Source organism: Rhizobium sp. Rhizsp42, assembly GCF_047304155.1.
Classification (GTDB): Bacteria; Pseudomonadota; Alphaproteobacteria; order Rhizobiales; family Rhizobiaceae; genus Rhizobium.
This window is the reverse complement of the sequence record NZ_JBGLYS010000002.1, coordinates 294,574-319,098: the sequence shown is the minus strand read 5'-3', so window position 1 is coordinate 319,098 and position 24,525 is coordinate 294,574. Positions and strand designations below refer to the sequence as shown.

The 24,525-nt window shown below is 62.7% G+C and carries 21 protein-coding genes; 7 read left to right on the top strand and 14 right to left on the bottom strand.

All coding sequences use genetic code 11. The features are described 5' to 3' along the window. Positions 1-6: 6 nt before the first annotated feature. From ACCD05_RS04160 to eutC, 3 genes are all read left to right on the top strand, one after another. Entirely contained in the window at positions 7-795 is a 789-nt protein-coding gene (locus ACCD05_RS04160; RefSeq protein WP_413391242.1) for a class I SAM-dependent methyltransferase, read from the top strand. Positions 796-1,032: 237 nt separating this feature from the next. Further along, positions 1,033-2,418, top strand: coding sequence for an ethanolamine ammonia-lyase subunit EutB (locus tag ACCD05_RS04155; protein ID WP_112436587.1), 1,386 nt, complete (start codon positions 1,033-1,035; stop codon positions 2,416-2,418). Continuing rightward, positions 2,411-3,196 carry an ethanolamine ammonia-lyase subunit EutC gene (gene eutC, locus ACCD05_RS04150; protein ID WP_112436586.1) on the top strand — a complete coding sequence of 262 codons (786 nt, stop codon included), beginning with the start codon at positions 2,411-2,413 and terminating at the stop codon, positions 3,194-3,196. The genes ACCD05_RS04155 and eutC overlap by 8 nt, the downstream gene beginning before the upstream one ends. A gap of 6 nt (positions 3,197-3,202) precedes the next feature. On the opposite strand, the gene ACCD05_RS04145 is transcribed toward eutC, so the two are convergent. The 12 genes from ACCD05_RS04145 to ACCD05_RS04090 all read right to left on the bottom strand — a co-directional run bounded on the left by ACCD05_RS04145 (position 3,203) and on the right by ACCD05_RS04090 (position 17,578). Beyond that, positions 3,203-4,858 (bottom strand): GMC family oxidoreductase N-terminal domain-containing protein, encoded by a 1,656-nt coding sequence (locus ACCD05_RS04145; RefSeq protein ID WP_112436585.1) that lies wholly within the window; start codon positions 4,856-4,858, stop codon positions 3,203-3,205. A gap of 13 nt (positions 4,859-4,871) precedes the next feature. Then, entirely contained in the window at positions 4,872-5,651 is a 780-nt protein-coding gene (locus ACCD05_RS04140) for a 3-ketoacyl-ACP reductase (protein ID WP_112436584.1), read from the bottom strand. Then, positions 5,648-7,153, bottom strand: coding sequence for a GMC family oxidoreductase (locus tag ACCD05_RS04135; RefSeq protein WP_112436583.1), 1,506 nt, complete (start codon positions 7,151-7,153; stop codon positions 5,648-5,650). Before ACCD05_RS04135 ends, ACCD05_RS04140 begins: the two co-directional genes overlap by 4 nt. A 20-nt stretch (positions 7,154-7,173) precedes the next feature. Beyond that, entirely contained in the window at positions 7,174-8,289 is a 1,116-nt protein-coding gene (locus ACCD05_RS04130) for an ABC transporter ATP-binding protein (RefSeq protein WP_112436582.1), read from the bottom strand. 4 nt (positions 8,290-8,293) lie between these two features. Continuing rightward, positions 8,294-9,229, bottom strand: coding sequence for a carbohydrate ABC transporter permease (locus tag ACCD05_RS04125; RefSeq protein ID WP_112436581.1), 936 nt, complete (start codon positions 9,227-9,229; stop codon positions 8,294-8,296). Next, entirely contained in the window at positions 9,226-10,179 is a 954-nt protein-coding gene (locus ACCD05_RS04120; protein WP_112436635.1) for a carbohydrate ABC transporter permease, read from the bottom strand. Before ACCD05_RS04120 ends, ACCD05_RS04125 begins: the two co-directional genes overlap by 4 nt. Positions 10,180-10,264: 85 nt before the next feature. Continuing rightward, positions 10,265-11,527 (bottom strand): ABC transporter substrate-binding protein, encoded by a 1,263-nt coding sequence (locus ACCD05_RS04115; RefSeq protein ID WP_018896757.1) that lies wholly within the window; start codon positions 11,525-11,527, stop codon positions 10,265-10,267. 104 nt (positions 11,528-11,631) lie between these two features. Beyond that, a complete protein-coding gene (locus ACCD05_RS04110) occupies positions 11,632-13,140 on the bottom strand; it encodes an aldehyde dehydrogenase family protein (RefSeq protein WP_112436580.1) in 1,509 nt (502 codons plus the stop codon). After that, positions 13,140-13,919, bottom strand: a complete 780-nt coding sequence (locus ACCD05_RS04105; RefSeq protein WP_112436579.1) for an enoyl-CoA hydratase/isomerase family protein — start codon at positions 13,917-13,919, stop codon at positions 13,140-13,142. The genes ACCD05_RS04110 and ACCD05_RS04105 overlap by 1 nt, the downstream gene beginning before the upstream one ends. Beyond that, a complete protein-coding gene (locus tag ACCD05_RS04100; RefSeq protein ID WP_112436578.1) occupies positions 13,912-15,525 on the bottom strand; it encodes an acyl CoA:acetate/3-ketoacid CoA transferase in 1,614 nt (537 codons plus the stop codon). Before ACCD05_RS04100 ends, ACCD05_RS04105 begins: the two co-directional genes overlap by 8 nt. A gap of 5 nt (positions 15,526-15,530) precedes the next feature. Beyond that, positions 15,531-16,535, bottom strand: coding sequence for a Gfo/Idh/MocA family protein (locus ACCD05_RS04095; protein ID WP_112436577.1), 1,005 nt, complete (start codon positions 16,533-16,535; stop codon positions 15,531-15,533). After that, positions 16,532-17,578 (bottom strand): LacI family DNA-binding transcriptional regulator, encoded by a 1,047-nt coding sequence (locus tag ACCD05_RS04090; RefSeq protein WP_112436576.1) that lies wholly within the window; start codon positions 17,576-17,578, stop codon positions 16,532-16,534. Before ACCD05_RS04090 ends, ACCD05_RS04095 begins: the two co-directional genes overlap by 4 nt. 271 nt (positions 17,579-17,849) lie before the next feature. Here ACCD05_RS04090 and ACCD05_RS04085 point away from each other — a divergent pair, with 271 nt between their 5' ends. After that, positions 17,850-19,016, top strand: coding sequence for a dihydrodipicolinate synthase family protein (locus ACCD05_RS04085; protein ID WP_112436575.1), 1,167 nt, complete (start codon positions 17,850-17,852; stop codon positions 19,014-19,016). 84 nt (positions 19,017-19,100) lie between these two features. Here the strand turns inward: ACCD05_RS04085 and ACCD05_RS04080 are convergent, their stop codons facing one another. Beyond that, entirely contained in the window at positions 19,101-20,594 is a 1,494-nt protein-coding gene (locus tag ACCD05_RS04080; RefSeq protein WP_112436574.1) for a Do family serine endopeptidase, read from the bottom strand. Between the two features lie 514 nt (positions 20,595-21,108). Here ACCD05_RS04080 and ACCD05_RS04075 point away from each other — a divergent pair. The 3 genes from ACCD05_RS04075 (at position 21,109) to ACCD05_RS04065 (ending at position 23,540) form a co-directional block, all read left to right on the top strand. Further along, a complete protein-coding gene (locus tag ACCD05_RS04075; protein ID WP_112436573.1) occupies positions 21,109-21,900 on the top strand; it encodes a DeoR/GlpR family DNA-binding transcription regulator in 792 nt (263 codons plus the stop codon). Between the two features lie 39 nt (positions 21,901-21,939). Beyond that, positions 21,940-22,398, top strand: a complete 459-nt coding sequence (locus tag ACCD05_RS04070) for a YbaK/EbsC family protein (RefSeq protein ID WP_112436572.1) — start codon at positions 21,940-21,942, stop codon at positions 22,396-22,398. Positions 22,399-22,505: 107 nt separating this feature from the next. Continuing rightward, positions 22,506-23,540 carry a Tim44 domain-containing protein gene (locus ACCD05_RS04065; RefSeq protein WP_413391200.1) on the top strand — a complete coding sequence of 345 codons (1,035 nt, stop codon included), beginning with the start codon at positions 22,506-22,508 and terminating at the stop codon, positions 23,538-23,540. A gap of 24 nt (positions 23,541-23,564) precedes the next feature. Here ACCD05_RS04065 and ACCD05_RS04060 read toward each other — a convergent pair whose 3' ends face one another. Then, positions 23,565-24,236, bottom strand: coding sequence for a J domain-containing protein (locus ACCD05_RS04060; RefSeq protein ID WP_112436634.1), 672 nt, complete (start codon positions 24,234-24,236; stop codon positions 23,565-23,567). Positions 24,237-24,525: the final 289 nt, after the last annotated feature.

Genomic DNA, 24,525 nt, shown 5'->3' with positions numbered 1-24,525 from the left:
ATGTCCATCAGACAAACCAATTTCGATTTGAAGGAAGAGATCAGGGACTATTGGTCCAAGCGCTCGCAGACTTTCGATCTTGCCTTCGGCCACAGGATACCGCGTGGCCCGGAGTTCGACGCCTGGCAGCAGCCGATGCGCGACCATCTGGGGACCAAGCCGTTGCGTGTCCTCGAACTTGCCTGCGGCACCGGCGAGGTCACGGCGGTGATCCACGATCTCGGCCACGATGTGACCGCGCTGGATTTCTCCGAGGCCATGCTGTCCATCGCGAAAGCCAAGCACGCCGGCAAGGAACGGCTGCGCTTCGTGCTCGCCGATGCCGAAAATCCGATGGAGCCGGATGGCTGCTACGACGCGATCATCTGCCGGCATCTGGTCTGGACGCTGACAGATCCCGCAAAGGCATTCGGCGAGTGGCATCGGGTCTTGAAGCCGGGTGGCACGCTTCTGGTCTTCGACGGCGATTGGGCAAAGCCAACGCGCCTTGGACGCGCGGCGGCATGGATTATCCGGCAGATCGATCGCTTCTGCGGCGCGGACCGGCATTATGACGGCGCGATGAGCGAGCGTCATTCGACGATCATGGCTGAACTCCCCTTCGGCGCCGGGCTGCGGACGGATGATCTCATTCCACAATTGAAGCAGGCCGGTTTCGTGAGCTTCGAGATCTCGTCGCATGGACCGATCGCGAAGGCGCAGCGGCGTGGCGCCAACCTGCGCAACAAGCTCAGGACGCTGGTCTATCGGCGCTTCATTCTCATCGCCAAATCCGCTGGCGTTTCGCAAGACTAGGAATAGCTGAATTGCGAATTTTGCAGCCTGCTGCCATCGCAGCATGTTGACGTGATCGGCTAGACGGGGTCATCTGTGCATCACGGCATGGTGCTCATGCTTGCGGTGATCGGCACGGGAGGCCGGATCATCGCCTCGAAAGGCAGAGCGCCGGCTGGCTCAAGGGAGGAATACGCCTGTCAGCCAGCCCGATCGGATCGGGATGGGCTGAGACCCTTGAACGCTAGGACTCCCGGAATGGCATACAGCACGACGATCGAGCGAACGCGCTTCAGCTTTCGCGATCTCAAGGACCTCCTCGCAAAAGCGACGCCGGAACGCTCCGGCGATCAGCTCGCCGGCATCGCGGCCAGCGGACCGGTCGAGCGCTTGGCCGCGCAGATGGCGCTTGCCGATCTGCCACTGAAGGCGTTTCTCGCCGAAGAGGTTATCCCATCGGAAAGTGACGAGGTCTCCGCGCTGATCGCGAGACAGTTCGACGGGCAAGCCTTCGCGCCGATCAGTTCGTTCACGGTGGGCGAGTTTCGCGAGTGGTTGCTGAAGCCGGAAACAGACCAGCGGACGCTCGAAGCGATCACCTATGGCATCACGCCGGAGATGCTGGCGGCCGTTTCAAAAATCATGCGGCTGCAGGATCTGATCGCCGTCGCCGCCAAGCGGCAGGTCGTCACGCGCTTTCGCAACACGCTTGGCCTCACCGGCCGCTTGTCGACCCGCAACCAGCCGAACCATCCGACCGACGACAGCCGCGGCATTGCCGCCTCGGCGATCGATGGTCTGTTGATGGGCTCCGGCGACGCCGTCATCGGCGTCAATCCGGCGACTGATAGTGTTGAGGACTATGTGCGGATCGTCTCGCTGCTCGACGAAATCCGCGAGCGGCTCGCCATACCCACCCAGACATGCTGTCTCGGCCACGTCACCACCGCCATCCGTGCGGTCGAGGCGCGGGCGCCGGTTGATCTGATGTTCCAGTCGGTTGCGGGATCGCAGAAGGCCAATGAAGGCTTCGGCATCGATCTCGCGCTGCTGAAGGAGGCGCAGGATGCCGGGCGATCACTGAAGCGCGGCATGCCGGGCGCCAATCTGATGTATTTCGAAACCGGGCAAGGGGCAGCGCTCTCGGCCGACGCCCATTTCGGCGTCGATCAGCAGACGATGGAAACCAGAGCTTACGCGGTCGCGCGCGAGTTCGATCCGCTCTTGGTCAACACCGTGGTCGGCTTCATCGGTCCGGAATATCTCTTCAACGGCAAGCAGATCATCCGCGCCGGTATCGAGGATCATTTCTGCGGCAAGCTGCTCGGCCTGCCGATGGGTGTTGACGTCTGCTACACCAACCATGCCGATGCCGACCAAGAAGACATGGATACGCTGTTGACGCTGCTCTGCGCGGCAAACGTCAATTTCGTCATCACCGTCCCGGGTGCCGACGACATCATGCTGAACTATCAGTCACTCTCTCACCACGACGCCGTGTTCTGCCGCGAGACCCTTGGCCGCCCGCCGGCGCCGGAGTTCGAGACGTGGCTTCGCGATGTCGGACTGACCAATGAAGCCGGGGCACTATCCGGTGCGCCGGCGATGCTGACCGATTACCTGTCGAGGGCCGCTCTTGTCTAAATCCACCGCCACCGAACTCAGAGCCGATTACCAGCCGGCCACCGTCGATCTCACTGAGATGACCGATGCGCGCGTCGCGCTCGGGCGCTTTGGATCCGGCGCCCCGACCAAAGCGCAACTGGCCTTCTTGCTCGATCACGCACGGGCCCGCGAAGCGGTATGGTCGACCGTCGACGAAAACAGGCTGGAGAGCGATCTCAACGCGCTCGGGCTGGATGTCGTGTCGGTGGAGAGCATGGCCGAAGATCGCGGCAGCTACCTGCGCCGGCCGGATCTTGGCCGCAAGTTGTCGCGCGCCTCGGTCGAGCGGCTGGATGCTCTGCCGGCTGAGGCCAAAGGATGCGACGTCGTCATCACCATTGCCGACGGCCTCTCGTCGAGTGCGGTCGATATCAATGCGGTCGCGCTCGTGCGCGAACTCTCGGGCCTGTTGCGCTTAGCTGGCTTGTCGATCGGCCCGGTTACAGTCGCCCGCCAGGCGCGGGTGGCGCTTGCCGATGAGGTCGGCGAAATTCTCGGTGCTCGGATGACGATTGTGTTGATCGGCGAGAGGCCGGGTCTCTCCGCTGCCGACAGTCTCGGCGCCTACATCACCTACGAGCCATCCGTCGGCACGCCGGATTCCCGGCGCAACTGCGTGTCGAACATGCGCGAGGGTGGCCTGTCGATGGAGCAGGCGGCGAAGACCATCGCCGGTTTGATCGCCGACATGACGAAGACAGGTGTCAGCGGCGTCGGCCTGAAGGAAGCGCTGGTCAGGTTGCCCAGCGCTTCGTAATCGGTTTCACCGGATGCCCGCCCTTGCGCGCGGCCGTGTGTCATTGCGCTCGTGCTCGAAGATGGCGCCGGGGAGCGGCAGCTTGCCGCGAATGATGTCCGAGCCCTTCTCTCCCACCATGATCGTCGGCGCGTTGGTGTTGCAAGAGGGAACGCGCGGCATGACGGAGGAATCGCAGACACGCAGCCCTTCCAGCCCGTGCACCTTGAGATCGAGGCCGACGACCGCGTCGGCGCCCGTGCCCATCTTGCAAGTTCCGACGGGGTGGTGATCGGTCTTGGCGTTGGCGCAGCCATAGTCGAAGAGTTCGTCGTCGGTCATCACCTTGGGCCCGGGAAGCCGCTCGGCCAGCACGAAGGACTTCAGCGCCGCCTGCTGCATGATTTCGCGCGCGATCTTCAGGCCTTCGAGCGACATCGTCCGATCATGTGGATCGGACCAGTAATTCGGATCGATCAGCGGCGCTGCCGCCGGATCGGATGATTTGAGCCTGACGGTGCCGCGTGAGCGTGGGTGGAGATAGGCCGAGTTCAGCGTCACGCCGGCGTTCTTCAGCCGCTCGACGCCCGCCTCGATGCCGGAGCCGAGGCCGAGGTGGAACTGGATATCGGGAGAACGCGCATTCGGGTCCGCGTACCAGAAGCCGCCCGTCTCGAAGAGCGAGGAAGCAACCGGGCCGGTGCGGAAGAGGATGTACTCCAGCCCCGCCCAGACGGTCCGGTGCAATTTGGCGACGCCGTCATAGGTGTGGTCGCCGGTGCATTCGCAAATGACGAAGAGGTCGAGGTGGTCCTGCAGGTTGCCGCCGACGCCGGGTAGATCGTGCTGAACCTTGACGCCGACCGATGTCAGATGATCGGCCGGGCCGATGCCGGATTGCAGCAGGAGTTTCGGCGAGCCGATCGCGCCTGATGACACCAGCACTTCGCGCTCGGCGCGGATCACCTCGGAGCCCTTGTCCGTCACCACTTCGACGCCGACGGCCCGCGTTCCCTCGATCACGATCCTGCTCACGCGGGCGCCGGTGCGGATGGTCAGGTTCTTTCGGCCCTTGATGGGCGAGAGATAGGCGAGTGACGCGGACGAACGCCGGCGGTTGCGCTGGGTCAGCTGGTAGAAGCCGACGCCCGCCTGCTGCTTGCCGTTGAAGTCGTGATTGTAGGGAATGCCGAGCTCCTGGCCGGCGCGGATATAGGCGTCGCAGATCGGCAGCGCAGAGACGGGCATCGAGACGCCGAGCGGCCCGCCATAGGCGTGGTAATCGTCGGCGAAGCGCTGGTTGTCCTCGGCGCGCTTGAAGTAAGGCAGGATCGAGCGGTAGTCCCAGCCCTCGCAGCCATCCTCGCTGGCCCAGAGATCATAGTCGGCGGCATTGCCCCTTGTGTAGAGCTGGGCATTGATCGACGAGCCGCCGCCGATCACCTTTGCCTGCGTATAGCGCAGTACCCGGCCTTTCATGTGTTTCTGCGGAACGGTTTCCCATCCCCAGCTGGCCACACCCTTGGTCATCTTGGCAAAGCCGGCCGGCATATGAAACAGCGGATTCCAGTCGCCGCCACCAGCTTCCAGAAGCAGCACGCTGACCTCTGGATCTTCGCTCAGCCTGCTGGCGAGCACGCAGCCGGCGGGACCCGCGCCCGTTATGATATAGTCAAAGCCCATTGGTTCTATCCTGTCACAAGCGGGGAATGGAAAGGCCGCCATCGGCATCGATGACGGTGCCGGTTGCAAAGGCGAAGGCGCCCGAGGCGAGTGCCAAGCAAATCCGGCCGATATCGTCGGCTTCGCCCCAGCGCTTCATCGGCACGAGCCCGCCTTCGATCAAAGCGTCGTATTTCGAGGTCACGCCTGCCGTCATGTCGGTGCGGATGATGCCCGGCCGGAGTTCGAAGACGGAAATGCCCGATTCCGCCAGACGCAGCGCGAGCCCTTGCGAGAAGGCGGCAAGACCCGCCTTGCTGATGCAATAGTCCAGCCGCTCCGGCGAACTCGCCTCGGCCGATACCGAGGTGATATTGATGATCGAACGCGGGTGCGGCTTGTTGCCGGATACGAGCATCGCTTTCACCACCGCCTGGGTGAAGAACACGGTGCCGCGCAGGTTCGTGGCCATGATCGCGTCGAAATTGTCAGGCGTCAGGCCGAGGAAGTCGCCCCGGACCACGGCGGCCATGCCAGCATTGTTGACCAGGCAATCGATGCGCCCGAACGCCTGTAAGATCGCGTGAATGGTTTCCTCGTGCTTTTCGACAGCCGAGATATCTGCCTGCAGGTAGATCGCATCGCCACCGTGCTGCTTCAGCTGCGCGACGGTCTCGTCCGCGGTCTCCACGGCACCGACGCCTGTTATCACGACATTGAAACCTGATTTCGCCAGAGCGCCGGCGATGCCGAGCCCGATGCCACGACGGCCGCCGGTGACCACGGCGACGGGCTTGTCCGAATGCGTCGTCATGCTCTCAAATCCTTTGATGCAATGTGGTCGGCGACGCGCAGCGCCTGGCTCGCCACCGTCAAGGCCGGATTGACGGCCGCCGAGGTCGGCAGGAAGCTTGCATCGACGACGAAGAGGTTCTGGTGATCGAAGGCGCGGCAATAGATGTCGAGGGGAGCCGACGCCGGGTCGCGGCCGATCCTGATGGTTCCGCACTGGTGCGAGGGCGTGCGCTTGTCGAAGGGCCGGCTGAGCACCAGCGGAAAGCCGATCGACTTCAGGATGTCCTTGAGCTTGGAGACGAGCGAAAGGTGGGCATCCCAGTTGGTGCGCTGCCATTTCAACACGATGCGGTCGCCGTCGACCATGACCCGGCTTTCCGGATTGGGAACGTCTTCGCTCATCGCGTAGAAATCGATCGCATGGCCGGTGATCCGATTTAGCAGCCATTCCGGGACATTCGGCAGCGATCCTTTAAGGACCTTGCCGGAGATGCGGCCAAGAAGCTGGACGTTGCCAAGCGGCGGTCCGCCATTGCCGTCGGACAGATAGAAGTCGTTGAAGGCGAAGGTCTTCTGGTAGATCGAGGTGTTTCGATATCGCGGCGAGACACCGATCACGGCCGACGAGTTGTGGTTCATGAAGTTGCGCCCGACCTGACCTGACGAATTGGCGAGGCCATCGGGAAACCGGTCATTTGCAGAGCGCAATAACAGCACCGCTGATTGCACCGCGCCTGCGCTCAGGATCACGAGCTTTGGATGAAGCGTGCGGGTTTCGCCGCCTTTGCGGTAGGTGACGCCAGAGATGCGGCCGTCCGCATCCGCTTCCAGCTTGATGACGGGAGAATTGGTCTGAAGGCGGACATTGTCGTGTTGCAGCGCCTGCGCCAGCGCCGCCGTTTCCGCGTCCATCTTGCCGTCGTCGGAGTTCGGATGCGCATCCCAGGGGGTTGGCGCCTTCGCCAGCCATTTGTCGATATCGACACCCAAGGGGAGCGAGAAGGGGTGCAGCCCCTTCGCCTTCAGCCGTGCCCTGACATCGGCGATGGCGGGTTCTTCGCGCACCGGCGGATAATCATAAGCTGTCGAATGCGCCGGCTCCGTCGGGTCATCGCCGAGCGCGCCGCGCACCCGGTACAGCTTCTCGGCGCGGCCATACCACGGCTCCAGTTCCTCATAGGGAAACGGCCAAGCCGGCGACACGCCTTCGCGGTGATGGATTTCCTCGAAATCCTCGCGGCGGTAGCGCGAGAGCACGGCGCCGAAGAATTTCGAATTACCGCCGACATTGTAGTAGTTGCCGGGATTGAAGCCGGTACCGTCTGCCTCGTACCAGGTTTCCTTCGGGCGGAAATGGCCGCGCTGGAAGATCGCCCGCTGGTCGCGGTTGACGGGGTGGTCGGCGATCCGTTCGCCGGCTTCGAGAATAAGGATTTCGGCTCCGGTGGCAGCCAACCCGGCAGCGACGGTCGCGCCACCGATGCCCGAGCCGATGATGACGATATCAGGTGTTCTGTTCATATTGTTGTCCCGCCGTCAGATCACGCGATCCGCGCCTGGCTCTGCGGGTCGAAGAAGACCACCTTGTCGAGGTTGAATGCCAGCCGCGCGTTCTGGCCGGGCTGAATCCGGGCATCGGCGCGCAGGCGGGCGACGACTTCCTTGCCGCCCAGTTTCGTGACCGCGAAGGTGTCGGACCCGGCCGGCTCGACGACGTCGATCAGGCAATCGCCTTCCGCAAGTGTACGCGCGTTGCGGTCGGCGCCGTCGGGGTCGGTTAGCGCTTCCGGCCGGATGCCGAAGACGATCTGTCGGCCGGCATGCGCCTGCAGCGCTTCGCGGCCCGGCGCGATCGGCAGGCGGATGGGCTCGCCGCTGGGGCGGGCGAGCGAGACAGAGAGGCCCGTCGCGCCCTGTTCGATGGTGCCGGAGAGCAGGTTCATGGCCGGAGAGCCCATGAAGTCGGCGACGAACATGTTGGCGGGGTTGTTGTAGATCTCGGCTGGCGTGCCGAACTGCTGCACCTCGCCGTCCTTCATCACGGCGATCTTGGTCGCAAGCGTCATCGCCTCGATCTGGTCGTGCGTGACGTAGACGATCGTCTTGCCCGTCGCCTGGTGCAGCCGCTTGATCTCGATGCGCATGTCGACGCGCAGCTTGGCATCGAGGTTGGAGAGCGGCTCGTCGAACAGGAAGAGCTTGGGATCGCGCACCAGCGCGCGGCCCATTGCGACGCGCTGCCGCTGACCGCCCGAAAGCTGGCTCGGCTTGCGGTCCAGCAGATGGCCGATCTGCAGCACCTTGGCCACCTTGTCGATCGCGGCCTTGCGCTCGTCGGCTGGCACGCCGCGCATCTCCATGCCGAAGGAGATGTTTCCCGCGACCGTCATGTTCGGATAGAGCGCGTAGCTCTGGAACACCATGGCGATGTCGCGTTTGGATGGATGCAGATCCGAGATGCTGCGGCCATCGACGCTGATGTCGCCCTCGGTGATGGCTTCCAGCCCGGCGATGGTGTTGAGCAGCGTGGACTTGCCGCAGCCGGACGGACCGACCAGCACCAGGAAGCCGCCCTTTTCCAGCTCAAGATCGATGCCCTTGAGGATTTCCAGTGCGCCGAAGCGCTTTCTGAGGCCTGAGATTTCGAGAAAAGCCATGGGATTATCCTTTGACCGCACCCGCCATAAGACCGCGAACGAAGTAGCGGCCGGCGAGGATGTAAACGAGAAGCGTGGGCATGGCGGCGATCATCGCGGCGGCCATGTTGACATTGTATTCGACCACACCTGTCGAGGTGTTGACGACGTTGTTCAGCGCCACCGTCATCGGCATGGACTCGCCGGTTCCCGCATAGGCGGATGCGAACAGGAAGTCGTTCCAGATGTTGGTGAACTGGTAGATCACGGTCACGACGATGATCGGCAGCGAGTTCGGCAGCATGATGCGGCGGAAGATCTGGAAGAAGCTTGCACCATCCACCTGCGCCGCGCGCACCAGTTCCGTCGGAAACGCCTCGTAGTAGTTGCGGAAGAACAGCGTCGTGAAGCCGAGACCGTAGACGACGTGGACGATAACGAGGTTGACGGTCGGGTTACCGAAGCCGAGCGACATGCCGATATCATTGGTGAGCATGTTGCCGAAGCGGCCGAGGCTACCGAGAATGGTCGCCATCGGCAGCAGCACCGACTGGAACGGAATGAAGCAGGCAAACAGCATCAGCCCGAAGACCAGCGTATGGCCGGGGAAGCGCCATTTGGTGAGCACGTAGCCGTTCAACGCGCCGAGGATGGTCGAGATGGCGACGGCGGGGACGACCATCTTGATCGAGTTCCAGAAGTAGCCCTTGATGCCGGCGCAGGTGAGGCCGACGCAGGTCTCGCCCCAGGCCTTGAACCAGGGCTCCAGCGTTGGCGCGCTGGGCAGCGACAGCATGTTGCCGCCCTGGATCTCGTCCATGGTCTTGAACGAGGTGACCAGCATGACGAAAAGCGGCATCAGGTAGATGATCGCGAAGATCGCCAGTACGCCGTAGATGACGATGCGGTTGAGCATCCGCATGCGTGCCATGCTGGAGGCATCCGATGTGACCGTGCTCATCGCGATTTCTCCCGCAGTTCCGAATAGAGATAGGGAATGATGATCGCCGAGATGGTCATCAGCATGATCACGGCGCTGGCCGAGCCGACGGCCATTTCGTTGCGCTTGAAGGTGTATTCGTACATGAAGTTGGACGGCAGCCAGGCCGAGCCGCCGGGACCGCCGGAGGTCAGCGCGACCACAAGGTCGTAGGACTTGATCGCCATGTGCGCGAGCACGATGAAGGCGGAGAGGAAGACGGGTCTCAGAAGCGGAATGATGATGCGGCGGTAGAGCTGCACCGTCGAGGCACCATCGATCTGCGCCGCCTTCATGATCTCGCTGTCGATGCCGCGAAGGCCCGCGAGGAACATCGCCATGACGAAGCCCGAGGCCTGCCAGACGCCGGCGATGACGACGGTGTAGATCACGAAGTCCTTGTTCTTGATCCAGTCGAAGTGGAAGCTCGTCCAGCCGAAATGATGCAGCGTCTGTTCCAGCCCGAGGCCCGGATCGAGGAACCATTTCCAGGCAACGCCTGTCACGATGAAGGAGAGGGCCATCGGATAGAGGAAGATCGGCCGCAGAATGCCTTCGCCGCGGATCTTCTGGTCGAGCAGGATGGCAAGCAGCAGCCCGAGGCCCAGGCAGATCGCGATATAAAGAAAGCCGAAGATCCCCATATTGGTGATCGACGTGTACCAGGACGACGGCGGATCGCTTTCGAAGGTCCAGCGCCAGAGCCGTTGATAGGCGCGAGGCCCGGTCAGCGCGTAGGACGGAAAGGTCTTTGAATTGGTGAAGGACAGATAGACCGTCCAGAGGATGAAGCCGTAGACGAAGACCAGCGTGATGGCGAAGCTCGGCGCGAGCACGATTTTCGGCAGCGCATCCTGTAGCCAGCCGCGCAAGGAAAACGAGGTTCCGCGCTGCGCTGTGACTTCTGGTTTGGTGGTAGCGATAGTGCTCATAACATTCATCCCCCTCCCAAGGGTGACGTTGGCAGTCGATATCTTCCCCGCCATCCGAGGCGGGGAAGACCATGCTCGGAGCCGATTACTTGGCGTCGTCGATTGCCTTCACGAGTTCCTCGACGGCCTGGTCGGAGGTCTTGATCTGGCCGTGAACGAACTTCGAGACGACGTCCTTATAGGCGTTGGCAACGGCCGGAGGCGCGCCATAGCCCTGTGCCAGCGAGCCGAACAGCGTGCCGCCTTCGTTGGCTGCCTTCAGGTCGGCGATACCCTTCTTGCCGCAGGCGTCGAAATCGGTATCCGGCACGTCGGTACGAGCGGGAACCGAGCCCTTGACGACGTTGAACGCCGACTGGAAGCTCTTCGACAGCGTTGCCGTCGCAAGCGCCACCTGGGCGGCCTTGCGATCGTCGGGAACATTGAACATGCCGAACATGTCGGAGTTGTAGATCACGCTGCCATCGGTGCCCGGGAAGCGGTAGCAAAGGAAGTCGGTGTCGGGGGTCTTCTTGGCGGCGACGAATTCGCCCTTCGCCCAGTCACCCATGACCTGCACCAGCGCATCACCCTTGATGACCATGGCGGTCGCAAGGTTCCAGTCGCGGCCGGAGAAGTTCGGATCGACATACTTGATCAGCGTGGCCAGGTTGTCGAAGGACTTCTTCATCGTGTCGGACTTCAGCGACTCCTCATCGAGTTCGTTGAAGGCCTTCTTGTAGAACTCCGGTCCGCCGGTCGAGAGCACGACGCTGTCGAACATGGTGGCTTCCTGCCAGTTCTGACCGCCGAGAGCGAGCGGCGTGACGCCGGCTGCCTTCGCCTTGTCGAGCAGGGCAACGAGGTCTTCGAAAGTCTTCGGCTGCGTGCCGCCGATCTTGTCCATCACGGCCTTGTTGATCCAGAGCCAGTTGACGGAGTGAACGTTGACTGGAGCTGCGACCCACTTGCCGTCATAGACGGAGAACTTCTGCAGCGCTGCCGGAACAGACTTATCCCAGCCTTCCTTCTTCGCGGTTTCGGTGAGATCGCCCATCACACCGGCTTGCGCGTAGTCGAGAACGGTGTAGCCGAGCATCTGCGAAGCGGTCGGGTAGGTGCCTGCCGCAACCATCGCCTTCAGCGCGGTCATCGCGGCGTCGCCACCGCCGCCGGCGACGGGCACGTCTTTCCACGCGTAGCCTTCCTTCGCCAGGTCGCCCTTCAGCACGTTGAGCGCGGCGGCTTCGCCACCCGACGTCCACCAATGCAGCATCTGCACTTCCTTGACATCGGCAGCGCGGGCCAAACCGCCCACAGCACCAACTGCCAATGCGACCACGGCGGTCGCCGTTAGAAATCTGCGCATTTGAAAACCTCCCGTTTTCAAGTTCGCGAAACGAGACCCATTCTCGTTCCGTATCCCCCGCCCTCCTCGAGCGTGGTTTCTGCAGACCGGCTCCCCGCCGGTCCTCAGCTCCTGGGCATCCACCAGTTGGTGCGGCTGCCGATATGCATGTTGAGCGTCTTCGTCTCGGTGTAATCCTCTACCGCATGGCGGCCGAGTTCGCGTCCGAGGCCGGACTGCTTGTATCCCCCGAACGGCAGCTCCGATGCGCCGTCCATGAATGTGTTCATCCAAACGGTTCCCGCGCGTACTCTACGCCCGATCGTCAGGCATGTATCGAAATCCTTGCTCCAGACGCCGGCCGAGAGGCCGTAATCGATGGAGTTGGCGATCTCGATCGCCTCCTCGGTGGTCTCGAAGGTGAGGACCGAGAGAACGGGGCCGAACACCTCCTCGCGCGCGACCGTCATCCCCGGTGTGACCTGAGAGAGAATGGTCGGCGCCATGAACTGGCCCATGCCCAGATCAAGCGCTTCACCGCCGTGGGCGATTTCGGCGCCGGCGCTCTTTGCGGCCGCGACGTAGCCAGCGATCTTGTCGAAATGCTGCGGCGTGATGATCGCGCCGACCTGCGTGGTCGGGTCGAGGGGATCGCCGACCTTCACATGCTTGGCGAGCGCCGCCACGCGCGCCACGACATCGCTGGCGATGGACTTGTGCAGGATCAGCCGCGAGCCTGCATTGCAGCATTCGCCGGCGTTGAAATAGGCGCCGAACACCGCCGCGTCGATGAAGGCGTCGAGGTCCGCATCCGGGAACACGATCTGCGGGTTCTTGCCGCCGAGCTCCAGCGAGACCTTCTTCAGTGTCTGCGCCGCATTGGTCATCGTCAGCTTACCAACGCCGGTCGAGCCCGTGAACGAAACCATATCGACGTCGGGATGCGACGTCATGATCGCGCCGACCTCGGCGCCCGTGCCGGTCACGATGTTGACGACGCCATCGGGAACGCCGGCTTCCTGCAGGATTTCACCGAGCACGACGGTCGAGCCCGAGGTGAGCTCCGACGGCTTGACCACGCAGGTGCAGCCTGCCGCGAGCGCGAAGGGCAGTTTTTGGCCGACGATCAGGAATGGGAAGTTCCACGGCGTGATGATCGAGACGACGCCGATAGCTTCGCGCAGCACGACACCCAGCGTGCCGTCGCCCAGCGTGTTGTAGCTTTCGCCATGCAGATCGCGCGCGAGCGCCGCGGCATAGCGCCAGATATCGACCGATCCTGCGATCTCGCCCTTGACCTGGCTGATCGGCTTGCCGGCCTCGATCGCATCGAGATAGGCAAGCTCATCGGCCCTGGCGGCGATGAGATCGGCGGCCTTGAGCAGGATCGCGGAGCGCTCCGATGCCGTCATGCGCGGCCAAGGGCCGGTGTCGAACGCCTTGCGCGCGGCTGCAATCGCGCGCTCGGCGTCGGCGTTGGAACCGGCCTGAAAGCGGCTGACAACGACGCCGTGGCTTGGTGCGACGCGCTCGATCGGCGCGGCATTGCCGGAGATCCATTTGCCGTCGATCAGCATCTTGAAGTCGCGGACCGTCTGATTGGCGAGCGCCTTCGGGGTGACCAGAACCGTCATTACCATTCTCCCTTGAACTGTGCCGGGCGTTTCTCGCTGAATGCGGTAACGCCTTCCTTGAGGTCGCCGGTTTTGGCGACCAGGATCGAGCCGAGCGCCTCGACCGCCGTGCCGTTGTCCTCGCCATTGGCCGATGCGATCATCAGCTTGGTGATCTCGAGTGCCGCCGGTCCACGCGTCGCGACGCGGCGTGCGTAGTCTCGTGCCGCATCGAGGGCTGTGCCCGTGGCGACGACCATGTCGACCATGCCGCACTGGCGCGCTTCCTCAGCGGTGAAGATCTCGCCGCCCAATGCCATGCGGCGGACGATCTGCGCGCCGAACCGCTTGACGAGACGCTGTGTGCCCGACCAGCCGGGGATCATTCCGAGGCCGGTTTCCGGAAGGCCGATCTTGATCTGCTCTTCGGCGATCCTGATGTCGGCAAGGCCGGCAAGCTCCAGCCCGCCGCCGAGCGCGTGTCCGTTCAGCGCGGCGATCAGGGGAACGCGAAGCGTGGCGAGACGCTCGAAGACGCGATGGCCGTAGCGCACCCAGGCGTGCCCGAACTCCTGCGGCGCCATGTGCCCCCAAGCCTTGATGTCTCCGCCGGCCGAAAAGGCCTTGCCTTCGCCGGTAAGGATGGCGACATGCACATCCGGATTGGCTTCCACCGCGTCGGCGGCTTCCGACAGAGCCTTCAGCATGTCGAGGTCGAGCGCATTCAGCTTCTCGGGCCGCGATACGGTCATGATGGCGAGAGAGCCGTCGATATCGATGCGCACGGTTCCGCTAGTCATGGAAGGTGCCCTCCAGAACGCGGGCACTTTTCACTGGAAGCGACAATCCGATCGGCTCTTCTGCAAACAGCCTGGCGTCCATCACCTTGAGGTCCTTGGCGACCAAGAGCGGGAACTCCGACTGATCCAGAACATGTGCCTGCAGGTCGATGCCGGGTGCGATTTCGGTCAGGACGATCCCGTCGGCGGTGAGCTTCATTACGCAGCGCTCGGTCACATAGGTGATGTCCTGCCCTTGTTCGATCGCCCGGCGGCCGGAGAAGGTCACATGCTCGACCTCGTTGACCAGCTTCTTCAGCTTGCCTTCCTTCTCGATCACAAGCTTGCCATCGGCGATGCCGAGCTTGGCGCCGGCATTGAACATGCCGGAGAAGACGATCTTGCGCGCGCGAGCGGTGATATCGACGAAGCCGCCGGCTCCAGCCGTCACATGCGGACGGAAGGAGAGCTTGGAGACATTGACCGAGCCATCTCGGCCGATCTCGAGGAAGGACAGGAGCGACGCGTCGAAACCGCCACCCTGGAAATAGGTGAACTGGTAGGGCGATGGCATGTAGGCATCGGCGTTTGAGGCGCAGCCGAAGGCGAAGTCGAGCAGCGGGACGCCACCGACCGCACCTTGCTCGATCACCCAGGTGACGGCCCCGTGCTGCCCTTCTTCCATCAGGATACGCGGCACATTCGCCGAGATGCCGAAGCCGAGATTGACGCAGCTATTGGCCTGCAGTTCCTGCGCGACGCGACGCGCGATCACCTTCTGAATGTTGAATTCGGGCACACGGAACGTATCGAGCGGGCGGAAGATTTCGCCTGAAATCGCGGGATCGTAGAGCGTCTGTGTCGTCTGCTTCTGCTCTGGATCGACGATGACGTAGTCCACCAGCATGCCCGGTACGCGCACATCATGCGGCTTCAGCGAGCCCTGCTTGGTGAGGCGCTTGACCTGCGCGATGACGATGCCGCCATTGTTGCGGGCCGCGAGAGCCTGGTCGAGCCCGCCGAGATAGGCGCCCTCGTGCTCATAGGTCAGGTTGCCGTGCTCGTCGGCCGTCGTCGCCCTGACGATCGTGACATCGGGCCTGATCGCCGGGAAAAACAGCCAGTCGTCTCCCTCGAAGGAGACACGCTTGACCACGGGCGTTTCCTGGGCGGCGGCGTTCATCGCGCAGCCCTGACGCTTCGGGTCCACGAACGTGTCCATCCCCACTTTCGTCAGAACGCCAGGCCGCTTTGCGGCTGCCTCGCGGTGCATGTCGAACATCACGCCGGAGGGAATGTTGTAGGCCGGAATCTCGTTGCCTGATATCATCTGCCAGATCAGCGGCGGTTCGGCGGTCGACGGGCCGGAAGGGTAGGAGCCACCGATGATCCGCTTCAGGAGACCCTTGCGCGCGATGTGATCGATGCCCTTGATCCCGCTCATGTCGCCAGCCGCGATCGGGTGCAGCGTGGTGATGTCGCGCGGATGGCCGGTGGCCTCGAAGCGCTCGCCGATGGCTTTCAGCATCAGGTCGGGGCAGCCGAGGCCACTGGACGAGGAGACCGAAACGACGGCGCCATCGGGGATCAGGTCAGCGGCTTGCGATGGGGTGATGTGCTTGCTCATCTCTCTCAAAGTCCTGTCTTGACCGGCACCGCAGCGCCCGTGCGCGCCGCTTGGGCGACCGCGAGACCCGTCGCCAGCGACCAGATGCCATCCTTGGCCGTTGCCGACGGCCTGCCGTTGCCGGCGACGGCGGCGTGAAACGCGGTGAGCGCGGTTTCGTAGAGATTGCCGCCGGTGACCGGCAGCGACTGCTCGCCGTCTGCGGTCCGCAAGGTCACCGTGCCATCCGGCCGCTGGGTCATGACATTGCGGCCGATCAGCGAGCCCTCGGTGCCGTGAACCTCCAGACCGGTCTCGGCGTATTTCGTGGTGAAGCCATCGTGGAACTGCGCGATGATCTCGTCTTCGAAGCGCATGACGCCCATCACGGCGTCCTCCAGGCCTTCCTTGCCCATGCCGCCGGCCTGCGAGAACGCGATTACCTCGACCGGGTTACGTCCGAGCACGTAGCGCAGCGTGTCCGTGTCATGCACGGTGATGTCGAGAATGACGCCGCCGCCGGCCTGCGGCTTGTCGAGCCGCCAGCCCTGCAGATGCGGCGGCAGGTAGACGGCGTGAAATACGCGCGCCGAGAGCGGCTTTCCGATCTTGCCGGCCGCGATTGCGTCACGCATCGCCCTGTGGGTCGAAGCATTGCGCAGATGGTGGTTGGTGGCGAGAACGACGCCCGCCTCATCGGCGGCCTTGGCCATCGCGCGGGCATCTTCGAGAGACAGAGCCAGCGGCTTTTCGCAGAGAATGTGCTTGCCCGCGCGCGCGGCGGCGATTGCCTGGGCGCAGTGCAACTCGTTTGTGGTCGAGATATAGACGGCATCGATCTCGGGGTTGGAGAGCAGAGCGTCGAGATCGGAGACATGCTTGCCGATATTGTTCTCGGCGGCATAAGAGCGGGCGCGCTCCGGGCTGGTGCTCATGACGGAGACGACCTCGCCGCCAGTGGCGCGAATTGCTCCGATCACCCATTCGCGCGCGATCGTACTCGCGCCGATGAGACCCCAACGAACCGTCATGCCATTTTCCTCCCAGGCTTGTTCATCGCCGCGCCGCAGCTTTCACGCACGATCAGGCGCACCGAGCTCACGGCCGATTCCGCTTCCGGCTTTCCAGCGTTGATCTGCTTCAGCAGCATCTGTGCTGCGCGTTGGCCGATTCCCTGCGGATCGACCGAGATCGTGGTCAGTGCCGGCACCGTCGTCTTCGCCTCGATCACGTCGTCGAAACCGACGACGGCGAAGTCCTTGCCGGGTTCGATGCGGCGCGCTCTCAGCCCGTCACAGACCCCGAAGGCCACCGCATCGTTGAAACAGACGGCCGCCGTCGGCGGCTCGGGCATGGCCATGGCGCGGGCAAGCGCATCGACGCCGCCGGCGCGCGATGGCGCGGACGAGACGACCAGCTGCTCTTGGAAACCGGTGCCGGTTTTGGACATGGCGTCGCGATAGCCGCCCAGGCGCTCGTCGAATACGGCGGTGTCCGGGAAGCCCCCGACGAATGCGATACGGCTGTGGCCGAGTGCCGCCAGATGTTCGACGGCGGCAAAGGTGCCGGCATGATTGTCGGAGACAAGCGACGACACCTTGGCGCCGGGGATGTTGCGCACGACGAGCACGACCGGAATGCCGGCCATGACAAGCGGCTTCAGATCAACCGCTTCGGTGCCGCGCGCCGGCGAGATGATCAGGCCCGAGACACCGTGCTCGCGCATCGAGGCGATGACCTCGCGCTGGCGATCGATGCTTTCGCTGGTGTTGGACAGGAACTGCACGAAGCCGGCCGACTGCACCACCGTGTCCACGCCCACGGCAAGTTCGGCGAAGAAGCTGTTGGTCAGGTCGTTGACGACGATGCCGATGATCTTCGATCGCGCATTCGCCTGGCGAAGGTTCGCCGCGCCGCGATTATACACATAGCCAAGTTCCCGCATCACGGCGTTGACCTTCGTGCGGGTGCTCTCATTCACCAGGGGCGAGGCTTGCAGCACCAGCGAAACTGTCGACTTGGAAACGCCGGCAGCCTTCGCGATGTCGATGACGGTGACCCGTCCCTTGCCCATGAATGTCCTCCCTTGGTCTGCGCCAATTTTCACTGTTAATAATTGGAACGTTCCAACTTTGTCAAGCGGAGTTAATCGAGCCGCGTCGATGTCTGCGGGCGAATTCACCGGAAAGCATCTGTTGCGGTGCAAAATGGCACAAAACATTCAGTTTTGCCGCTAGCTAACGTCTCTAAAGCGATAAGCGACGCCTTGCTTTTGATGCCGAAAACAGGCTTGCAATTTGGAACGATCCAAATTATTGCATTGTCCACGTCTTGAGGAGGACCCCATGAGCTTGACCTTGAATCTGCCTGACGCCGATGGTGCCGTTCGCGAATATCGCCTTGTCGGAACCCCGATCGAGCGGCCGTCCAAGCCACCGGTATTCAATCGGATTGCCTACGCCGCGGCCCACGTCGTCTCCGATCCGCGCCGAGATTTGGACCCCTGGGGCAAGCCGGCGATCGACTGGGATACGACGATCGCCTTCAGGCGCCATCTCTGGAGCCTGGGTTTCAAGATCGCCGAAGCCATGGACACCTCGCAGCGCGGGATGGGGCTTGATTGGGCAGGCGCGCAGGAACTCATTCGCCGTTCGCTGGAAGAAGCGCGCCATGTCGAGGGCGCCGATCTTGCCTGCGGTGCCGGTACGGACCATCTGGCGGCCGCCGATGCACGCTCGCTGGACGACGTGATCAAGGCCTACGAGACGCAGATCGAATTCGTGGAAAAGAACGGTGGCCGCGCCATCATGATGGCGAGCCGCGCGCTTGCCCGCGTCGCCAAATCGCCCGACGATTACATCAAGGTCTATAGCCGTATTCTATCGCAGGCGAAGGACAAGGTCGTCCTTCACTGGCTGGGCGACATGTTCGATCCCAACCTTGCCGGCTATTGGGGAAGTGCTGATTTCGAGCCGGCGCTTGCGTGCGCGCTTGATATCATCAAGGAAAACCGGAGCAAGGTCGAAGGCATCAAGATCTCGTTGCTCGACAACGCCAAGGAAGTGCAGCTTCGCGACCGGCTTCCCGAGGGCGTGATGTGCTTCACCGGCGACGACTTCAATTACGCGGAACTGATCGAGGGTGATGGCAAGCGCTACAGCCACGCGCTTCTCGGCATTTTCGACGCCGTGGCGCCGTCGGCCTCCAAGGCGCTTGCGTCGCTGGCTGCGGGCGATACCACGACGTTCCGCTCCGTGATCGAGCCGACGGTGCCGCTGTCGCGCAAGATCTTCGAGGCGCCGACGCAATATTACAAGGCGGGCGTGGTCTTCCTGGCCTGGCTGAACGGCCATCAGAGCCATTTCAGCCTGCCCGCCGGCATGCAATCGGCACGCGGCATCAATCATTACGCGGATATCTTCCGCCTGGCCGATAAGGCAAATGTGCTCGATCGGCCGGAGCTGGCGACTGAGCGCATGAAGAACTTCGTGGGTGTCTTCGGCGTGCAATAAGCCGGGCGGAAGGCCGCCCCGCTTATGGTGGTCGTATCAATGAATAAAAGGACCGGCGTGTGGTGACGCCGGTCCTTCCGAACGCTAGGCCGCAGCGAAGGGAACAGCCACGAAGGTCTTGTTGCCGCCTCGCTGTACGAGGAGCAGCACGGACTTCTTCTCGGTCTTTGCTGCATCCGCCACCGCGTTCTTAGCTTCGCTCGCGTCGTGAACGGTCTTGTCGTTCACCGACAGGATGATGTCTCCGGTCTGCAGGCCGGCCTTTGCGGCGGGCTTGTCCGGCGCCACGTTGGCGATGACAGCGCCTTCGACCTTCTGCGACAGGCCAAGCTGGGCGCGGATATCGGGGGTGAGATCGGCAAGTGCGACGCCGATCCTCGGTCCGCTCTGCGCATGCTTTTCAGCGCCGCCGGCGCTTGCAAGCTGCTGTCCGTCATCGCCTCCGCCGATCGCAACCTTGAGCTCGACGCTCTTGCCGCCGCGCCAGACTGTTACGGTCTGCTTGTCGCCGGGCGAGAGGTCGGCCACGAGGCGCGAGAGATCCTTCGGCGATGTCACGCTGTCGCTTCCGACGTTGGTGACAACGTCGCCGGCCTTGAGGCCGGCCTTGGCCGCGGGCGAGCCTTCCGAGACATCGGCGACCAGCGCGCCTTGCGGCTTGGCAAGGCCGATCGCATCGGCGACATCCTGGGTGACGCCCTGAATCTGAACGCCGAGATAGCCGTGCTCGATGGAGCCGTTCTTCTGCAGCTTGGCGACGATCGTCTTGGCTTCATCGGACGGGATCGCGAAGCCGACGCCGACGCTGCCGCCGTTCGGAGAATAGATCGCGGTGTTGATGCCGACGACATGACCGTCGCGATCGACGAGCGGGCCACCCGAATTGCCGTGGTTGATCGGCGCATCGATCTGGATGAAGTCGTCATAAGGGCCGCTGTGCAGATCCCGGCCGCGCGCCGAGACGATGCCCGCCGTCACCGTCGTACCGATGCCGAAGGGGTTGCCGATCGCCAGAATCTGGTCGCCGAGCTTGAGCTTGCCGGAATCGCCCCAGGCGATGGTCGGCAACGCTTTCGGCGCCTCGATCTTCACCACGGCGAGATCGGCCTTGGCGTCGGCGCCGATCAGCTTGCCTGGCAGTTCTGTCCCGTCGTCGAGCGTTACCTTGATATCGGTGGCGTTGGCGATGACGTGGTTGTTGGTTACGATGTAGCCGTCCGGGCTGACGATGAAGCCGGAGCCGAGGGCCTGCGCATGCTCACCCGCTTGCGGTGCCTGATGCGGGACCGGAATGCCCTGCTGTTCGAAGAACTGCTTGAACTGCTGCTGCATCTCGGAATTGTCGGTGCCGTCGTAGGCGCCCGATGCCTTCATCGTCGTGACGATGGTCACGACCGCCGGCTTGTCGGCATCGACGACATCGGCAAACGAACCACTGCCGTTGGGGGAGGTGGCGACTGACGCCGGCGACGCTACGGCCGATGACGTTTCGAACGCATAAGGAAGCGAGGCCGCGCCAACGATGATTGCCGCACCGAGAAGGGCTGCTGACCGGCGGCGATTGAGGATGTTCGACATGATGTCTGTCCTTTGGATGTGTTGCTCGATCGCGTGATGGCTTTCACCAGTAATAGACGCGTGAGATACATATCTGCCGGCCGAACTGTATTTTCAAATTAAATATAGATTAGGTAATTGTTACGTTTTCGTCATTTATTACAGGACTTTAATGATGCGTGGCGAAGTATATTTCGCGCTCGCGAATGCGACAACTATCGCAGGCCGGATGCTGTTTTCCGGGCCGATATCTGGGTGGTTTTGAGGGGAAATTTCGACCGCGATCGGCCGTGCTTTGTCCTCGGACAAGCTGCCGATCGCGGAAGAGCCTTGGGAGGCATTGCGTGGTCCGCCGCAGGGCTGGGACGCGGCGCTTCACTAGCCCGGCACCACCGGCGCGTCGATACACAGTAAAGTGACCCGAGCCGCGAATTTTTGTCATAAATGAAAGTCATCACCGCATTTTGCGTGCCGGCTTCGGCTCTGTTATGGGTATTCGGGCAGAAAACGAAACTGAAGCGAAAGCACTCGCACAATGTTCCTGAGCGACCGTCAAACCGAAATCGTCGATATGGCCAAGTCGAAAGGCCGGATATTCGTCGAGGACCTGGCAGCGCATTTTTCCGTGACGCCGCAGACCATTCGCAAGGATCTCAACGACATCTGCGACGCTCAGATCCTGACCCGGGTGCATGGTGGCGCGGTCTTCCCGAGTGGAACCGAGAACGTCAAATACGAGGCGCGACGTCAGATCGCGTCGAGCGAAAAGCAGGCAATCGGCCTGGCCGCTGCCAGCCTCATTCCCAACAATGCGTCGCTGTTCATCAATATCGGCACGACAACCGAGGCGGTCGGCGAGGCCCTCGTCAATCATCACGAGCTGATGGTAATCACCAACAACATCAACGTCGCCAACCGGCTGAGGCTTCTGCCGGCCATCGAGGTGGTGATTGCCGGCGGTGTCGTGCGCAGCGCCGATGGCGGCATCGTCGGCGAGGCGGCGGTCGATTTCATCCGGCAGTTCAAGGTTGATTATGCCGTGATCGGCGCCTCCGCGCTCGATGAGGACGGCGCGCTTCTCGATTATGATTTCCGCGAGGTGAAGGTGGCGCAGGCGATCATCGCCAATGCCCGCCATGTCATCCTTGTCGCCGATTCCACCAAGTTCGAGCGCACCGCGCCGGTCAGGATTGCCCAGCTTTCCCAGGTGCACACCTTCATTACTGATCGTTGCCCGGTTCCATCCGTGCGGCAGTTCTGTCTTGAGAACGATGTGCGGCTGATCGAGACCAGCACGCAAAGGCAACCCCAGACCGAGCTGGCGTGACACGCTTTCCAATACTCCCATCAAGGATGATTGTTGCCCATGAGCCTAGAGACCGTCCGCGCATTCCTCAGCGCATCCGCTCCCGATATCGACATCATCGAAACCGAAATGAGCTCCGCGACCGTCGCGCAGGCAGCCGAAGCGCATGGGGTCGATCCGGCGCAGATCGCCAAGACGATCTGCCTGCGGCTAGATGACGCGCCGATCCTCGTGGTTGCCGGCGGTCTGGCGCGGCTCGACAATCGCAAGTTCAAGGACACGTTCGGCACCAAGGCGCGGCTGCTGAATGCCGAGGAGGTCGTCGAGGCGACCAGCCACCCTGTTGGCGGCGTCTGCCCGTTCGGGCTTCCTTCGCCTTTGCGCATTTATTGTGACGTTTCCCTCAAGCAATTCGACGTGGTGGTGCCCGCTGCGGGATCGACCAATTCGGCTGTCCGGATCGCGACGGATCGCCTGGCGGAGCTGACCAAGGCGACGTGGGTTGACGTCTGCCAGTAGGCCGACACACGAACAATTGAACCAGATTCAACGCAAAGCTTAAAACGCAGAAAAAGAAACCTATATAAGGGGTCGAAACTCAACTGTTGCCATATGGGAGACTTTAGATGCCTCGTGCCGTTTCACGTTTTGCCAAGGTTGCGGCGATTGCCGCCCTGACAGGCGTTACCGTATTTGCGTCCATCGGGGATGCGGATGCGCGGCGGGCAGGAAGCTCCGGTTTCGGCAGCCGCGGCACGCGTACGTTCCAGGCGCCGCCGGTCACCCGCACCGCGCCGGCCCCTGCCGCCCCTATGGATCGTTCGATGAGCCAGCGCCCGGAAACCAACGCGCCTGGCGCCGCGACGCAGCCGGCCATGGGTGGTGCTCAGCAGCGTGGTGGCCTGTTTGGCGGCTTTGGCCGGTCGATGATCGGCGGTCTCGTCGCCGGCGGCCTCCTCGGCATGCTGCTCGGTCACGGGTTCGGCGGCGGCTTCGGCTTCCTCGGCATGCTCCTGCAGTTCGCTCTGATCGCCGGCGCCATCATGCTCGCCGTGCGTTTCTTCGCCAATCGCAGCCAGCAGCCGGCCTATGGCTCGGCGCGTCCGAGCGGCGTCAGCCCGATGGCATCGAACGGCAACTCGTCCTTCCGTATCCCGAGCATCGGTTCGGGCGTGGCCGGCTTTGGCCTTGGCGGCTCGAATGCCGCTCCGCAGCCGCCGCGCAACGATCAGCCGAGCGATGAAATCGGCATCAAGCCTGATGACCTCGACCGGTTCGAGCAGCTTCTCACCGAAGTTCAGACCGCCTATGGCGCCGAGGATTACGGCACGCTTCGCAAGCTGACGACGCCGGAAGCCATGTCCTATCTCGCCGAGGAACTGGGCGAAAACGCCACCAACGGCGTTCGCAATCAGGTCAGCGACGTCAAGCTGCTGCAGGGCGATGTCGCCGAAGCCTGGCGTGAAGATGGTTCTGACTACGCGACGCTCGCCATGCGCTATCAGTCCATCGACGCTGTCATCGAGCGCGATGGCGGCCGGGTGGTCAGCGGCGACACGCGCTCGCCGACCGAGAGCACCGAGGTCTGGACCTTCGTGCGCAAATCCGGCACCGACTGGAAGCTTGCAGCTATCCAGGGCACCGAACAGCGCGCAGCCTGATATCTATCGAGTTGAAACCCTGCTTCAGCCCTCCTGGGCTGCGGCAGGCACGACCCAGAGCGGCCGATCTTCGCGCCGTGGCGCGGCAATGGTTGGAGCGGCTTCCTCTTCTGTGAGGAGGCCGTCTTCGTTTTCGCTGACGTCCACTTCATAGGCATAGTCGTAAAGCATCTCGCAGGCGCGTTCGCTGGCCTTGATCTTGGCCTCGGTCTCGCTGATCGCCGAGGCGATCGCCTTAACGCGGGCGCGCAGCATCGAGCCGAGAATATCGGTCGAAGGGCGCTTTTCCAGGCGTTCCAGGTGATGCTCGATACGCGCGGCGTGGCGCTCGAGTTCGCGCTTGGAAAAGCGCGCCTTGCGCATGTCCTCGGAGAGATCGTCGCGCATGCGCGCGAGCGGATCGAAGGTGCCGGGCTCACGCTCATCCAGCGTCAATTCATTGACGAGCTTCTCGATCACAATCAGCGCCTGCAGATCGACGGGATCGGCGAGTTCGACGTCATAGCCGGTATCGTCGAACACCTTGCGGCGAACGGGATCGAGCAGCAGTTCATAGGCCTTCTGCACCCGCCCGAAGGCACTGGGATCGCCACCGGAATCCGGATGCGTCGTCTTCGCGCGCCTGCGGTAGGCCGACTTGATCTGGTCATCGCTCGCGTCCCTGCGGACACCGAGAATCTCGTATGGATTGGTCACTGTCCCTCCGCTGCTGTCGGACATCGTCGTGACACCCGTGAAGGGCATTCGTCTATCAATGCCGTTCTTCTACCATCACTGGGGCAGAGTTTGGACAAAAGAATGCATAAGTTTGCGTGAAGGCCCGGATTGCCTGAAGGCATCCACCGTCTGTCCACAGTTTGATTGGGCGCACGTGCTTGCCACGTCCTTTTCCGCGCGGAAATCAAAGCAATAGGAAAATCGCATGTCGCAATGAAGCTTAATCGATATAATGGCGCCGCTTGCGTTGACGCTGTCAGTCAAATCG

Bases quoted from the DNA above. Each gene is read 5' to 3' on its own strand.
- ACCD05_RS04155 (WP_112436587.1), top strand. From the start codon at position 1,033: ATGGCATACAGCACGACGATCGAGCGAACGCGCTTCAGCTTTCGCGAT.
- ACCD05_RS04145 (WP_112436585.1), bottom strand. From the start codon at position 4,858: ATGGGCTTTGACTATATCATAACGGGCGCGGGTCCCGCCGGCTGCGTG.
- ACCD05_RS04140 (WP_112436584.1), bottom strand. From the start codon at position 5,651: ATGACGACGCATTCGGACAAGCCCGTCGCCGTGGTCACCGGCGGCCGT.
- ACCD05_RS04135 (WP_112436583.1), bottom strand. From the start codon at position 7,153: ATGAACAGAACACCTGATATCGTCATCATCGGCTCGGGCATCGGTGGC.
- ACCD05_RS04130 (WP_112436582.1), bottom strand. From the start codon at position 8,289: ATGGCTTTTCTCGAAATCTCAGGCCTCAGAAAGCGCTTCGGCGCACTG.
- ACCD05_RS04125 (WP_112436581.1), bottom strand. From the start codon at position 9,229: ATGAGCACGGTCACATCGGATGCCTCCAGCATGGCACGCATGCGGATG.
- ACCD05_RS04120 (WP_112436635.1), bottom strand. From the start codon at position 10,179: ATGAGCACTATCGCTACCACCAAACCAGAAGTCACAGCGCAGCGCGGA.
- ACCD05_RS04115 (WP_018896757.1), bottom strand. From the start codon at position 11,527: ATGCGCAGATTTCTAACGGCGACCGCCGTGGTCGCATTGGCAGTTGGT.
- ACCD05_RS04110 (WP_112436580.1), bottom strand. From the start codon at position 13,140: ATGACGGTTCTGGTCACCCCGAAGGCGCTCGCCAATCAGACGGTCCGC.
- ACCD05_RS04105 (WP_112436579.1), bottom strand. From the start codon at position 13,919: ATGACTAGCGGAACCGTGCGCATCGATATCGACGGCTCTCTCGCCATC.
- ACCD05_RS04100 (WP_112436578.1), bottom strand. From the start codon at position 15,525: ATGAGCAAGCACATCACCCCATCGCAAGCCGCTGACCTGATCCCCGAT.
- ACCD05_RS04095 (WP_112436577.1), bottom strand. From the start codon at position 16,535: ATGACGGTTCGTTGGGGTCTCATCGGCGCGAGTACGATCGCGCGCGAA.
- ACCD05_RS04090 (WP_112436576.1), bottom strand. From the start codon at position 17,578: ATGGGCAAGGGACGGGTCACCGTCATCGACATCGCGAAGGCTGCCGGC.
- ACCD05_RS04085 (WP_112436575.1), top strand. From the start codon at position 17,850: ATGAGCTTGACCTTGAATCTGCCTGACGCCGATGGTGCCGTTCGCGAA.
- ACCD05_RS04080 (WP_112436574.1), bottom strand. From the start codon at position 20,594: ATGTCGAACATCCTCAATCGCCGCCGGTCAGCAGCCCTTCTCGGTGCG.
- ACCD05_RS04075 (WP_112436573.1), top strand. From the start codon at position 21,109: ATGTTCCTGAGCGACCGTCAAACCGAAATCGTCGATATGGCCAAGTCG.
- ACCD05_RS04070 (WP_112436572.1), top strand. From the start codon at position 21,940: ATGAGCCTAGAGACCGTCCGCGCATTCCTCAGCGCATCCGCTCCCGAT.
- ACCD05_RS04065 (WP_413391200.1), top strand. From the start codon at position 22,506: ATGCCTCGTGCCGTTTCACGTTTTGCCAAGGTTGCGGCGATTGCCGCC.